Source organism: Salinivibrio sp. VYel1, assembly GCF_009377945.1.
Taxonomy (GTDB): Bacteria; Pseudomonadota; Gammaproteobacteria; order Enterobacterales; family Vibrionaceae; genus Salinivibrio; species Salinivibrio siamensis.
Genome location: NZ_RSAM01000012.1, coordinates 30,967 through 45,858 on the forward strand (window position 1 = coordinate 30,967; position 14,892 = coordinate 45,858).

A 14,892-nucleotide genomic window follows, 5' to 3' on the forward strand; every position below is an offset into this window, starting at 1 on the left:
ATGCGCCTATTGGATAATAAAAATATAGCCCTGTAATATTAGGAGGTTAACAATATCGATAAAGAAAGCCCCCACAATCGGCACCACCATAAAGGCTTGGGGCGCGGGGCCGAAGCGATTCACAATTGAGCCCATATTCATTACCGCGGTCGGGGTGGCGCCAAGGCCAAAACCACAATGCCCGCCAGCAATAACGGCCCCTGTATAATTGCTCCCCATCAGCTTGAACGTGACGTAATAACTGAATAAACCGATAACCACCGATTGAATCGCCAAAATAATTAAAAATGGTACCGCTAAGTCGAGAATGTTCCACAGCTTGAGCGTCATCAGCGCCATCGCTAAAAATAAAGATAGAGAGACAGTCCCTACCATATCCACGGTTTCTGACTCTAGCTTTCTAAGTTTAAAGACCTCTAGCGTATTCGTAACAATCACACCCAAGAATAAAGCATAAACAAAGTCAGGCACCATGAGCCATTCAATATTAAACCCGTTTACCCACTCAGATAAATGGCGAGCCCCCGTAATACAAAGTAGTAAAATAAATAAGACTTCAATGACTTTCTTCGCTGTCACTTTATCTTCTTCATTTTCATTGTAAGTCACAAGCTCGGGATATTTTTCGTGTGTTGTGGTGCCACGCCCATATTCAGACTCAAGCTGATGTTTATTAATCAAACGCTGAGCAACTGGACTACCAATGATACCGCCAATCACAAGGCCGAGTGTTGCCGACGCCATGGCAATTTCGAGGGTACTTTGAATACCATACTCATCGGTTAATATCTGTGCCCAAGCCGCGCCAGTACCATGCCCGCCGGACAGGGTAATAGAGCCAGCGACCAGTCCCATCAGAGGATCCAAGCCAAGCATCGACGCAAAACTGACACCAATGGCGTTTTGTATAATGATGTACACAGATGCGATGGCAAGAAACCAAAATACCTTTAAACCACCTTTTACCAATTGTTTATAATTTGCTGCCAGACCAACGGTAGCAAAAAACATCAACATAAACGTATCTTTTAGTGGCAGACTAAACTTAAAATCGATACCGTTGTAATGTAATACAGATATAACACACGCAATGATTAACCCGCCCACAATCGGCTCTGGGATATTAAACTTGCGCAATGCGGGAATTTTTGAATTAACAAAATGGCCTAAAAAAAGGACACCGATGGCAATCAGGAATGATTCTAGCGCACCAATTGAATTGAGTTGATACATATAACCTCTTTGTTTCTCTCACCTCATCCTCCCTGATTGTTTAATTTGACCTTTGTTTTACCTCATTTACGTTCACATTAACGTCAATACGGGTTAGCCACACTTCACGATACTCCAGCATCCTGCTTATCGTTTTGCTGCCGCGCTTGGGCTTTTTTACGCCTCAATCTCGCGATAACTGCCCGCTACCAACGGGCGGCACAATAGCAGAAAAACGTAAAACAAGCACCAACAATCGAACTATATATCGTCATATGGCAAGTAACTACTTAAATAGGCAGGATTAAAATTGAATTACCAGCACATAAGACTGAATGAAAAACAACCACAATTCGTTCGGTTTTTGTACTTAGGCAGCGATGAAGCGCGGCGAGATAGTCGTAAGGTAGGGAGAGAGTAAAAGAAGCGACGCGGGTATCAATACGAGAATGAGCGCACCTTACCCCGTTTGTAAGGTGCGCAATAAACAAACCTCAAACAGGATGGGTAAGACATTCACCCATTTGCATACTGATGGCTCTTAAGACATCCCGCCGGGTGATAATACCCACCAACTTGCCCTCGTCGACCACGGGGTACAGTTTAGGTTTGGTCGGCGCCATCATTTCAGCCAATTTGATAATGCTATCCTCAGATTCAACCGCCAAGGCATTACTGGTCATGCAATCAGCCACGGCGTGTGAATCTTGACAGTGATAGCTGTCGCGCAATAGCTGTTGCAACATATCTTGCTCAGAAATAAAACCAACCAAACGCTTGTTAGCATCCACCACAGGTCCACCGGTCTGCTGACTGCGGAGCAGTTTTTCCAGTGCACTGGAAAGCGGCATATCCGGTGAAAAGGTTACCGGGCGTTTATTCATATAATCTTTAACGGTGATCGACTCCATGTCGCCTCCCTTAATCGTCATGACAATCTGTTGTCCAGTACTTTAAGTGTTGTCGAAGTTGGCGAAATGTCTAAATCACTTTAAACAATTTGTGTTATTGAGCAAACCAATGGATAAATAGCTCGCTCTATCGGTGGGCTACCAGCCGAGTAAACGATAAAGCTCACCGGTTTTTACACTTCGGTGTGCATTCTCGATGGTGCCATCACGAGCCCACTGTTCAACGACTGGCTGAATGATGGTCTGTGCCGTCTGCCAATCTTGCCCGGCTTCTATTTCGTCGAGGTATAACAGCCTGAGCAATAAGCCATCTAGCCCAGTCAAAAGCTGCTGTGGCGTGCGGTCATTAAAAATCGATGGAAAAACCCGGTCATCGTCATTCGGCAGTCCCATCACTTGGGTCAACTCTTCCACCACACAGGCCACTAGCTTCCCTTTGGATCGCGCCAAATCAACGGGAATAACGACCGCTGCATAACGAATCGCACCATGCTTATTGACTCTAAAATTGGCAGCACAAACGGCATCTTGTAACGGGGAGACATCCGCATTGGCAAATTGCTTGCGCGCATCATCTAAAAAACGTTCATGATTGGTGAACATAATCGTTAGATTGGCACGCTGCGGAGTCGGCGTTGGGATAAAGTCGATCCCGGTTAGCGTCTCCAGATGTGCAACATGATATGTGACCAGATCGTCGTGTAACTGGCTCGCACTGATCGGATGCGCCACATGATAGCGGATCGGGCCATCCCACTTGCGGACGCCTTGTTCACCTTGCACATACTCGCTCTGAAATGCGATACGATAAAATGCCTCAACAATATAATCAGGCGACTGCCAAGCCTGTTGGTTTGCCATCACAGGCGTCACGGTTAGGCACAAGGCTAATAACACCATCCGCTGAAAAAGCCGCCAATATGAGTGACTCACAGTATTACTCCCGATATCGAATCCCCTAGCTAGCATAGTCACGAAATTACAACGCTTAAATCATTTTTTAACACACGCTAGCGATGTCTTTTATTTTGTGCACATAACGTAAAAATCGAACATCAGTTCCACTTTTCTAGACACTTTTTGAACCAAATCCTCATTATCACTGCTCAAAAACCCGCTTGAGACGCACACGATGGATAGTAACCAAGGATTTTTAACTCGTTGTAGTATGAAGAGGACACTATGCGTAAAACGCTACTCGCTTTAACCCTTCCATTAGCGATACCTGCTCAGGCTGCCAATGTGGTCGACGCCTCAAGCTTAGATTTGAGCGCGGCATTAAATGATGATCAACCTCGCACGATGGTGGCGTCATCGCCAGCATTAAGCTTTCGTGAAAAGTCACGCCTACAAGTGGGCAACAAAGCCTTAGTGCGCAAGCAGCAGCTACATCATGGCGTTCCCGTTTACGGTTATTCGGTGGTTGAAAATACCGCCGCACGCGGCTTTGCGCCCAGCGTTAAAGGTGACGTTGTCACTGATATCGAACAAGATATCGGTGGTACACTCCCCATGATTAATCAACAGCAGGCTATCGCGATTGCACAAGGCCAGACTCACCAAGGCAGTCAGCATTTTCATCAAGCCGATGCGAACACAGAGCTTTTGGTCTGGCTGGATAAACAACAAACAGCCCGCCTGGTCTATAAAGTCGACTACCTCGCCAGCGACGATGGTCATCCATCGCGTCCAATCAAAATTATTGATGCGAAGTCTGGCGATATTCTTGACAGCTGGGAGGGCATCGCGCACCTAGAGGCGGGTGGCCCCGGCGGTAACCAAAAGAGCGGCCGATTTAATTTCGGTCCCAATACCCAGCTAGGCAGTTTTGAGGTCAACCGCTACTGCCAAATGGATAGCCCCAACGTGGTGACATTAAACATGAATAACCGCGAATGGGGCGGAGAGGTTCATCAGTTTAATTGCCCACAAAACACCTACCGTCAAGTCAACGGTGCTTATGCGCCAATGAATGATGCGCAGTTTTTTGGCCAGAAAGTATTTGATATGTACCAAGACTGGCTCGGTATACGTCCGATTCGACAAAAGCTCACCATGCGCGTCCACTACGGCCAAGGTTATGGCAATGCTTTTTGGGATGGCAGGCAAATGACCTTTGGCGACGGTAATCGCAGCATGTATCCCCTAACCACTTGGGATGTCATTGCTCACGAAGTGAGCCATGGTTTTACCGAGCAAAACTCAGGGCTTGAGTACCGAGGCATGTCCGGTGGGATGAATGAGTCTTTCTCGGATGTCGCCGCAGCGGCTCTGGGACAGTACGTATTTGGTGAGTTTAACTGGAAAATGGGTGAAGACGTGATGAAACATAGCGAAGCTATGCGTTATTTCATCAACCCAAGCCAAGATGGACGCTCCATTGGTCATGTCGACCGCTATTACTCTGGCATCGACGTGCACTTTAGCTCAGGTATCTTCAACAAAGCGTTTTACCATCTCGCCACCAACGACCAATGGAATATCAAAAAGGCCTTTAAAGCATTTGCGACAGCGAATCAGCTTTATTGGCGTCCGAATTCCAGTTTCCAACAAGGTGCGAATGGGGTTTGCGAAGCCGCTAAAGACCTTAACTACCCAGCCGGAGCAGTAAGCCAAGCCTTTGCCGAAGTGGGCATTCAAACCCAAGGTTGCCAAGGAACGGGAGGCAACCCTACGCCAGACCCAGAGCCACAACCTGATCCAGAAATCTTGCCACTGACACTCGATCAGCCCGTGCAAATCCAAGGGCCCGCGGGCACTGGTTACCAGTTCGTGGTACACAATGCGCCTCGCGGCACTGTTTGGCTGCAAACCTATCGTGGTCACGGCGAAGTAGATTTATATGCCGCGGTAGGTCGCCCTGCAACCGTCAATGATAACGACTGCGCCTCAACGAATGCGGGCAACGAAGAGTACTGTGGCTTTAGCCAAATTCAGGGCATGGATCTGTACGTCACTGTCGTGGGGGCGCGTGATTATGCGACCAACGTGTTAGCACGCCTTGACGATCGCGGGGTAGATACCAACCGCTGTACCAATATGCCGACTTGGGGTGGATACAACTATTATCCAGCAGGCGTCTCCGTTCAATATCAAGGGCATCTATTCCAGGCCACGCAAGATAACTGGGGCATAGACCCTTTCACCAACCAATGGGTTTGGCAGTATCAAGGCAGCTGCCAAGGCTAAGTGCTCTGCGGCCGACCTTTTGTCGGCCGCTTTATTTGAGTTAACACCGTCTCACGTTACTCTAAGAGTGTGATCCCCTAGCGATTCTTCCCGTCAATGCCTCACCTAACGTCACTGCGCCACTCGCATTACAGTTTTATTGCATCTATGTTAATGATTATTGGTCATAATCTAGCAACGTAGAGGCGATAAATGCGACTAACCGCGTTGAGTCATACTTGGCAGTGGCGCTTTTTGGCCACCCTCTTATTTTTGCTGCCCTCCCTCACATGGGCAGCGAACACGGACGCGTCTTCGCTCCATACCCTCACAATGTTAATGGGGCTGCTCGGTGGCCTGGCGCTGTTTTTATACGGCATGGATAAAATGTCCAAAGCACTAAAAAACGCCGCTGGAAGCCGACTTAAAGCCTTGTTAGCCAAACTCACCACTAACCGAGTCGCCGGTGTCTTCACAGGGGCCGGGGTGACCGCAACCATTCAGTCTTCCTCTGTCACGACTGTGCTGCTCATCGGGTTTATTTCTGCGGGGTTAATGTCGCTCGCGCAAGCAACAGGCGTGATCATGGGTGCCAACATCGGGACAACCATTACCGCCCAAATTGTCGCCTTTAAAATCACTCAAGCCGCCTATCTGATGGTTGCCGTCGGCTTTTTTATTCAATTTACCGCCAAGGCCGATAAAACCAAGCAATACGGTAAAATGCTATTCGGGTTGGGATTGATCTTTACGGGGATGAACGTGATGAGTGAGGCAATGTCACCGCTGCGCGATTATCAGCCGTTTATTGATACCATGGCGAAAATGCACAATCCTTTTTTTGCCATTCTACTGGCGGCCCTGTTTACCGCGCTAGTGCAGTCCTCATCTGCCACAACCGGGATTGTCATCGTCCTCGCGGGGCAAGGCTTTATCTCCCTTGAGGGCGGGATCGCATTAGCAATGGGTGCCAACGTCGGCACCTGTGTGACCGCTCTTCTCGCCGCGATTGGGAAATCGCGAGAGGCTAAACAAACGGCCAGCGTACATATTCTGTTTAACATTATCGGGGTGTTGGTATGGCTTCCATTGATTAGTGTGTTGAGTGATTGGAGCGTCGCACTGTCGCCAAGTCATCCTGACCTCACGGGGATTGAGCGCTTAGGCGCGGAATTGCCTCGCCAAATTGCCAATGCCAACACCCTATTCAACGTCTTAAATACATTGGTCATGTTGCCGTTTGTCGGCGGGTTTGTTTGGCTTGCAAAGAAGATCATCCCTAAAACTCGTAAGCCTGCACCAAGTGAACAACCTATTGTTTCGCCGAAATATCTCTCCAAAGAACTGCTGATGACACCCGATATTGCCATGGATCAAGCCCAGCTCGAGATTGGACGCATCGGACGCCGAGTTTGCAATATGATGAATGCACTCCCGCCTCTCACTTCAAAATTAGCTTCCCAGCAAGAGCGAGAAGCGGCCACTCATGCGTTAGAGAAAATCGATGAGCTTGAGCATCAAGTCGATATTTTGCACGGACATGTGCTTTTTTATCTCGGTCGATTGCGTAAAGAGCCTCTCACGCAAGCACAGAGTGACCGACAGATCACCCTAATTAGCATGACCGATCAGCTTGAGAGCATTGCTGATCTGATTGAAGACACCTTGGTGCCCATCATGGATAAATCACTGCATGCTGAGATCGATATCAGTGATGATATTCGTGAAATCCTTGATAATATTCAAGAAAAAGTCACACATGCGCTGCTAGATAGCGTGAATGCCATTCGACGTGGTGATAATAAACGCGCGAAACAAGTACTGCATACCAAACGTGCGCTTAACGCGCTATTGGATAAAGTGCTCGCCCATCAAGCCGAGCGCTTGGTAGAGCATGACGCCAACCGCTTGCAACTTTTTAGTATCGAGATGGAGTGGACCGAGTCGCTAAAGCGCGTGTATACAGTGACGAAACGGATCGCCAAACTACACCTGCGAGAAAAAGACCCGCAGTGATACGTCACTAGCAGACTTTAAAAAGAAAACGGAACCAAGCCCTAATTTTTAGGCTCATTAAACCAATAGTGTCGGGAAAATCGTTATAACGGCTCCGCCTAATCATATCTAGGAGCTTGAAATGTATACACTATTTCCTTCCCGACCCAAAACTCTATCGGCACTCATTGCGCTTGCCGCCTTTAGTAGCACCAGTGCATGGGCTGATGCTCAATGTGATATTGCCGATTTAGCGGCCAGTAACACACCGCTCCAAGCCATTATGAGTGCTGAACGCAGTTGCTTTACCAGCTGGTACGACACCGCGTCTATTCGATATAACAATCTCTACCAAGAAGCCTTTGTAAGTAAAGTGGCACAGCGTTTATCGCAGACTATTACCCATTATCAGGGTGATGACAGCCAAGCTCGCCAAATTGCTAATTTAGCCGAGTACGTGCGCGCGGCCTACTATGTACGCTTCTACGGTGACAAAGCGAACGCTGATTTTTCTGATGCGCTAGACGATCGCCTCGCGGATACCATCAATGCATTTTTACGCTCGCCTTACGCCACGGCAAAAGGTCGCGCCCAAACTGATGCCTTGCATGGCTTAACGCTGATGGCCGATAGCATCAAGCGCTTGCCGCAGACTCTAGACCTACAAATTCAACTGCTGGAAAACCTCAACCCAGACCGCCTAGACGACCGCCGTTACGCCGATGCGCTCAACAACCTTTTCCGCGCCATGGCGGGTCACCAGTCTCGTCAAGCCTTTTACGATGTGCTCGCCGCCGATCTCTCCTTGATTGACCGCCTTTATCAGTTCATTGTCAATCATCCTCAGCTATCCAATAGCGACCATGGGGCGTTATTGGTATCAAACACCGTCCGCGAAATGGGACGGCTATTGATGGCCCCCCAAGCCAGCGTGCGAGATCGTGTGATTAGCCATTATCGTGATCTATTACCGCGTTTCCCGCTAGGCGGCACAAACGACGCGGTTTGGGTGGGCATGGCAGAAATGGTGGATGCTTACGCTCCCGACAAGGTGACGGAATTAGGTTTGTCTGATGCCAAAGCAACACTGGAAGCCAAAGTGGTGCCTTATCGCCATCAATGTGACGGCCCGGCCATTATTCGTTCACAAAGCATGACACAAGCGCAATCGCAGCAGGCATGTGAAAGCCTGCACGATAAAGAAGTGGCCTTTCATCAAACCGTGAACTCAGGTTATCAAGCGGTCGCCGACGATCTGAACGACAGCGTTGAAGTCGTGGTGTTTGATAACCCATCGGACTACAAAACCTATTCAGCCTTTTTGTTTGGTAACTCGACCGATAATGGCGGCCAATACCTAGAAGGAAATCCTGCCGATCCAGATAACCAAGCCCGTTTTATCGCGTACCGGAATGATAATGGTCAATCGCTTTCCATTTGGAACCTTGAGCACGAGTACGTTCACTATCTGGATGGCCGCTTTAATATGTACGGCGATTTCAACGACGTGCTTCGTCACGGTCATACGGTGTGGTGGCTTGAAGGCTTTGCGGAGTATATGGCCCATGGCGACAACTATGCCGACGCCATACGCTTAGGCAAAGAAGGCGGCTATTCACTCAGTGACATTTTTGCCACCACCTACCAGCATGATGTGAACCGCGTGTATCGCTGGGGCTATTTGGCGGTACGCTTCTTGTTTGAAAAGCACCCAGAAGCTATCAATGCGTTGCTCGCAGCCGGCCGAGCTGGACACTTTGAAAAATGGTCGAACTTGGTAAAGGATTATGGTGAACAGTATGGTCCCGCATTTTCACAATGGCTGACCACGCTGGATAGTTCAGATAGCGGCGAGCCGCCTCATCCAAATCCTGATCCCGAGCCAGAACCAGAACCAGAACCAGAACAACCAGACATCACAACCCTGTCTCTAGGTCAAACCGTCACCATTAGTGGACAAGCCTACAGTGAGCACCTGTATCAAATTGACCTTACCCAACCTGCTAGCGCGCTGACATTTAGCATTGAAGGACAGGGCAATGCCGATCTCTACGTGGCGAAAGATCGTCAAGCGCACTATTACGATTTTGACGCCACCGAGTGGAACCCGACGAGTAATGAAACCGTGACCCTTAACGATGTAGAGCCAGGCCGCTATACCTTAAGTGTCACCGGGCGTGGTGACTTTACCGATGTCACCGTCAAAGTGAATGCGGAAGGCCAAGTGCAACCCGAGCCAACGCCAGAACCACAGCCTGAAACGCCAGCAGGCACCGATGACTTGCGCCCGATGCAACTTAACGCCGCGAGTCCCAATAGCATCAGCGTCTATCAACGTCGCTACCTGTATGCCGATGTGCCTGAAGGCGCAACCAAAGCGCAAGTGTGGGTCATGGCGGACGGTGAAGCGGGCGATCTGAGCGTATTCGCCGCCGAGGATTACTGGCCAACGCAAGCGCAAAATCAAGCCGTTTCAGACGTGCCGGGCAGCAACCAGTATATCGAGGTCGATTTACGTGATCAGCAACGTCTGCACCTACTGCTCACGGGCGATGGAAGCCGAAGCCAAACCGATGTGCGTGTTTACTTTCGCTGATCGCTAAGCGCTAAGCGCTAAGCACTAAGCACTAAGCACTAAGCACTAAGCACTAAGCACTAAAAAATGCTACCAAGCGCCACTGCCGAGTGGCGCTTTTTTGTTCGATTTCCATAGGAGAAGGAAAATAATAGAAAGAGGAAAAACGCTTAAGGAATGATTTCTGTTTTCACGCTCCCACAAACTGAGATAATGCCGTCATGACTGGTCTTGTATCACTGTTCACGATTAATAAGGAGAAACCATGACTGAATGGGAAAAGATGTGCCAAGGACTTGTCTTCGACGACAGTGATGGATCCATTGATATCAGGCGAGACCATGCCACACGAACCTTACTGGCATTCAATCAAACAATAGAGACGACGACAAGGCAGCAACTGCTGCGCGAGTTATTAAGTGCTATCGGCGAAGGTTCGGTGATCCAACCGCCGTTCCATTGTGAATTTGGTGAGACCATTCGGGTTGGCAGCAATACCTTAATCAATATGAATGTCACTATGCTCGATGGCGCACCGATCACTATCGGTGACCATGTGCTGATTGGCCCCAATACCCAGTTTTACACTCCCACCCACTCTCTCGATTATCAAAGCCGCCGCTCGTGGGAGACCTGGTGCAAACCCATCGTGGTGGAAGACGATGTGTGGATTGGCGGCAATGTGGTTATCTGTCAGGGCGTCACGATCGGGGCACGCAGCGTCATCGCCGCCAACTCGGTGGTTAAGCACGACGTGCCGCCTGACAGTCTATACGGAGGGACACCCGCTCGCCACATCAAAGCACTGAGCAGCAAGCAAGAGGCGTGAGCAAATTCAACGCGTCAATATTGTGCCAATAAATTAGTCTATGAAAGCACTGTTCTGCAACTATCGCACAAGTTCTTGAGGTCGGACGCCCTCCACCCGCCACCTGAAAAAAGCCGCACCTCTTGGGTGCGGCACGTTTGCTGATTGCCTGCTTTTTCGGCTTACTGAGCAGGTTTAATCGTCAGTTCAGCATTTTCAAATCCGAGTGCGGCCAACTCATCCGAATCAAAGTTGGAAATGAGCTCCACCCCATTTACGCGATCATGGCTTGCCATGAAGGGCGCAGACCGCTTGCTGCGCGTAGCGTGGTGAGAGGTAAACGATTTGGCTTGTCCGACTTCGATGGTGCCCGCGTATTGTGACTCTGCATAGAAATCGCCAGATACGTGGGAGTAGAAAGGACGTAAGCTTTTGCCTGTTGCCCATTGCATACTCTGTAGGCCGTATTTCTCAATGGCCCAACTCCAGTCCCACCATTTTACTTCACCTGGGATATAACGATGATGCCACTGATAGGCAATATCGGCAGACGGCTGGCTACTGCGGCCCATGGTGAAGGTATGGTCATGTGTAGGGCGATTGTCTGGATGGGAGTGCCATGCGTTGCCGCCCCAGCGCAAGAAACCGTTAAAGTTAACGTCATAACTGATGTCTGCGCCGAAGCGATAAGGATACGAAATGCTTGAGCGATATAACTCAACACGGATAGGGATCTCTGAGTGTGCTGGGACGAAAGGACGTGCTTGCAAGGTCACTTGCTCGCTGCTCGCGCCGCCATTGCTGCTGGCAAAACTTTGGTTTGCCTCAAAAGAAATGGTTAACTTGGTCTCACCCACCAGCGGCCAATCAAAACTGTTTTCAGTTTCCACTTTTTGTGAAAAGCCATAGGTGTTGGTTTTTTCCCAACTGGTGGATTCATCGACTTTAAGATCGACCACAACCTGTTGATCAATATCGGTATTATTCCGTGCTACCGCGGAAACAGTTTTAACTAACTGGCGATCAGACTCGACCACATCACCGTGCCAAAAATCGCTATCATTGAGGGTATAAGCAAAATTATCGACCGTGATAGTGGTCTTATCACTACAACGATAGCCATCACAGCCCCCGTCATTATTACCGCGAATATGCCACTTGTCACCTGAGCGCCAGACGTCCATATCTTCACCGACATAGTCACTGTGGTTGCCACCTACCCATGCATAACCGAGATAATGCGCGAGATAGCTCAGTGGTTTAACAAACTCACTGCGGTTATTCACGAGTGCATACTGGATATCAAGTTCTGTGCCCTCAGGGATGCTTTTGGCAGCATAATGAGGAATTTCGCCCTCATCGTTTTCTGGATAACACCAAGTATCGGCCGTCTGGCCGTATTGCTTGATTTCACCGTTGTATCCACTGCCCATAATGGCCCAATCACCTGCTAGGCCGGAAATCTGCCACTGTCCCATGCGATCCATCAGAAAATGACGATGTGTGCTTGCTTCATCGGCAGTAAGGGGGCGGTAATTCGCGCGACATTGGTCATCACCTAAGTTATCGAGCACAATTTGATCAGGGTAAATATTTGCCTGCGCGAGCCCAGCATAAACCAGTACTGATAAGCTGGACACAGTGAGCGCCGTTACTCGTATTGTATTAGCCATTTGACGTATTCCTTATTGAACCTTAAATAAGAGTCATAGTGCGACTGTCATGGTCGTCGCTGCCCTTACCCTTTCATAACGGTTCAATAAAAAATAATGAAAAGCGTTGAAATTAATTCCTTTTAAACTTCATAAAGTTACCGCTAGACATTCAAAAAAACACCAAATATTCAATGTGATTTTCATTCAATAATAGAAAGGAGGAAGCTGGCGATGAAAATAGAGTTAAGGCTCTATTTTTTGGCCTATCAAGAACATCATGTTTAGGCATGAGAATAAATTTAGTTGTTGCTTATGAATCTAGCGTATTATTTTTCCTGCTGAAGAAATTCATCTATTTTTTGTGTCGCATGAATAATATTGAGCGGAGAGTATCGAATAAAAGTGCTCCGATGGGTCTGCTTTGAAACAAAAAGAAAGGTGGAGTACTTGTGTTTTTTTTCAATATAAACAAGGCAGTTACACTGGCTATGAGTTAAAAATTGCTCTATAGAAAAGCCGAGCTCACTACCGGGCGGGTAAAACACGTAAAGCGCCCCAACACGCTTTTGATTTAACCCTCCTCGCTGAACCCAATCACTCCACCGCCATCCATTCATTTTTCCAACCACAAACACACTTGTTGCCACGCACAGCAATAGTGTTATCGCAATCAACAAACACTGCCGGTAGAGAGGCACTTTACGCTGAGCCTGACTTGATGGCTGAGGGTGTGAGGATCGCCCTGTTTGAGGGAGGGAAGGTTGAGGTAATGGCGTAACGTCATCCACCTCACTACATGCGGGCTCAGCGGTATGATGAGCGATCATGCCTTGTGTTAATCGGTAGCCATACTTAGGGACCGTGACCACCAATGAAGCGTCTGCACCTATTGCGATCAAGGCGCGCCGCAAAGCACTGACTGATTTAGCCAGCGACGTCTGACCAATGTACTCACTCCCCCAGCTATAACAGATCAGCGTCTGCTTACTGACGGCTTGCGGTGCGTGCTGCAGAAGGCACTCAAGGACAAGCGTCTCGCGAAATCCAATTCGAGTTGACTTGTGATCGTTGTGGAGTTTCCTTGCGACATTGTCGAAATAAATCATAGTTTTTTCTTTTAATAATAAAACAATCAGTTATTTAGTGCGATAAACATCGTTTTATTTAGAAACAAGATCACATTTCAAGAAATGATGTGATTAACCCGTTTATTCATAAAAATATTAACCCCTTAGAATATATGGTTAATACTGGGTTCAGCTGATGTATTTTCACACAAAATACGGTCATTTACTATACAAAACAAGGGTGTGGATAGGGTGCTTTCTTCTTTTTTTCGTTTAAATTTTCTTTTGCTGACCCATTTATTACTATGGCAATGAGTTTATAATCAGCTATAAATACTGAGTGTTTACTCAAAACAGGTTGGCAACAATAATGAAATATATTTATAAAACACTCTTCATCCTCTCTGCATTGTTCTCTGCTGCAAGTTTTGCAGCCATAGGACCCTACAAAGTCGTTTTAATCCATGGCTTTCAACCCGATCAACTACAAAGCCGACCAGATCGTGATCAAGTAGCCGTAGATGGTTCAAACTACTGGCAAAACTACTGGTTACAGCATGCTGATGCCCGTGTCGATTGGCCCGCTCACGAGCGGATCGAAGGAAAGATTGCATCAGACTATCTATGGCCTGCATTAAAAACGCTTTCCGAGCAAGAAACCTGTCTGTCCGGCTGCATTTTAGTGACCCACTCTACCGGCGACTTGGTGGCACGCTACCTGTTAGACAACCAAGCAAACTGGCTGAATAACGCAGGGCTCGAGCCACTCAACATTGTCGGCACCTTTGACTTTGCAGGCGCAGGCGGCGGCGTTGAACTGGCCAACATCGCGGTGAATGTTGCTGAAGGTGGTGGTTGGCTAAATCATGCGATGAAAAAAGCCGTGTCACTGTGGATGGGACAACTCCCCAGCAAAGACAATATCGGCGTACTGAACGACTTGAAAGTGGCAAACGCGCGCCAACTCGCCATGTGGCCTGATAACCGTGTACCGCGTATTCGTTTTGTGGGCAATGGCTCTGACTTCTTAGGGGCGACATCACCCTTTATACCAGGCAGCGACGATGGCGTGGTCGCCGCCCACTCGGCCTGTGGTGCCGCCGATGTCGATGCATTTGATAGTTGTTCAACCGCCATTGAGTTTGATGGGCAATTAGATTATGTCCACAAAGGGGTTCGACGCTTTATGCCCTCACACTACCCGCTATTGATGGGCGATAAGTATAGCCATCTGACTATCTTTAATCCTTGGCATAAAGGCAAAGTAACAGCCACCGATCCTGAGCTTAAGCTCGGCGATCAGTCTCGTATCGCTGTCGAGACCATTGACGAAGATGGCTGGTTTGGTAAGAAGTACCGTTATGTCCGTGATTCAGACCGTGACACCTTGTCGGAGCTGGTTCATGCTCTCCCACAATGATTTCGGACAGGCTGTGACGTGATTAACAAAGCTGCCCTTTCATCGAGATAAGGGCAGCAGGTTGGATTTATTCGCTTTTCT

At 48.4% G+C, this 14,892-nt stretch carries 10 protein-coding genes; 5 read left to right on the top strand and 5 right to left on the bottom strand.

Annotation, left to right across the window (positions count from 1 at the left end; translation table 11 throughout):
• Nucleotides 1-6 precede the first annotated feature (6 nt).
• From gltS to EHW58_RS12065, 3 genes are all read right to left on the bottom strand, one after another.
• Nucleotides 7-1,233: a sodium/glutamate symporter gene (gene gltS / locus EHW58_RS12055; RefSeq protein ID WP_077577915.1), complete on the bottom strand. Its 1,227-nt coding sequence runs from the start codon at nucleotides 1,231-1,233 to the stop codon at nucleotides 7-9.
• Between the two features lie 473 nt (nucleotides 1,234-1,706).
• A complete protein-coding gene (locus EHW58_RS12060; protein ID WP_046073384.1) occupies nucleotides 1,707-2,123 on the bottom strand; it encodes a CBS domain-containing protein in 417 nt (138 codons plus the stop codon).
• Between the two features lie 138 nt (nucleotides 2,124-2,261).
• Nucleotides 2,262-3,056, bottom strand: a complete 795-nt coding sequence (locus EHW58_RS12065; RefSeq protein ID WP_172970043.1) for a DUF2927 domain-containing protein — start codon at nucleotides 3,054-3,056, stop codon at nucleotides 2,262-2,264.
• A 249-nt stretch (nucleotides 3,057-3,305) separates the two neighbouring features.
• Here EHW58_RS12065 and EHW58_RS12070 point away from each other — a divergent pair, with 249 nt between their 5' ends.
• From EHW58_RS12070 to EHW58_RS12085, 4 genes are all read left to right on the top strand, one after another.
• The gene (locus EHW58_RS12070; RefSeq protein WP_152796695.1) at nucleotides 3,306-5,312 is read left to right on the top strand and encodes a M4 family metallopeptidase; all 2,007 of its coding nucleotides are present in this window, start codon (nucleotides 3,306-3,308) and stop codon (nucleotides 5,310-5,312) included.
• Between the two features lie 192 nt (nucleotides 5,313-5,504).
• On the top strand, nucleotides 5,505-7,307 hold the full coding sequence (locus EHW58_RS12075; protein WP_227486545.1) for a Na/Pi cotransporter family protein: 1,803 nt from the start codon (nucleotides 5,505-5,507) through the stop codon (nucleotides 7,305-7,307).
• A gap of 121 nt (nucleotides 7,308-7,428) precedes the next feature.
• Nucleotides 7,429-9,882 (top strand): M9 family metallopeptidase, encoded by a 2,454-nt coding sequence (locus EHW58_RS12080; protein WP_152796697.1) that lies wholly within the window; start codon nucleotides 7,429-7,431, stop codon nucleotides 9,880-9,882.
• Nucleotides 9,883-10,126: 244 nt separating this feature from the next.
• Nucleotides 10,127-10,690, top strand: a complete 564-nt coding sequence (locus EHW58_RS12085; RefSeq protein WP_152796699.1) for a sugar O-acetyltransferase — start codon at nucleotides 10,127-10,129, stop codon at nucleotides 10,688-10,690.
• A 161-nt stretch (nucleotides 10,691-10,851) separates the two neighbouring features.
• On the opposite strand, the gene EHW58_RS12090 is transcribed toward EHW58_RS12085, so the two are convergent.
• Both EHW58_RS12090 and EHW58_RS12095 read right to left on the bottom strand, forming a co-directional pair.
• On the bottom strand, nucleotides 10,852-12,342 hold the full coding sequence (locus EHW58_RS12090) for an aerolysin family beta-barrel pore-forming toxin (protein WP_152796702.1): 1,491 nt from the start codon (nucleotides 12,340-12,342) through the stop codon (nucleotides 10,852-10,854).
• Nucleotides 12,343-12,650: 308 nt separating this feature from the next.
• A complete protein-coding gene (locus EHW58_RS12095) occupies nucleotides 12,651-13,430 on the bottom strand; it encodes a transcriptional regulator (RefSeq protein WP_152796704.1) in 780 nt (259 codons plus the stop codon).
• A gap of 331 nt (nucleotides 13,431-13,761) precedes the next feature.
• Between EHW58_RS12095 and EHW58_RS12100 the strand changes: the two genes are divergently transcribed.
• Nucleotides 13,762-14,811 carry a hypothetical protein gene (locus EHW58_RS12100; protein WP_152796706.1) on the top strand — a complete coding sequence of 350 codons (1,050 nt, stop codon included), beginning with the start codon at nucleotides 13,762-13,764 and terminating at the stop codon, nucleotides 14,809-14,811.
• Nucleotides 14,812-14,892: the final 81 nt, after the last annotated feature.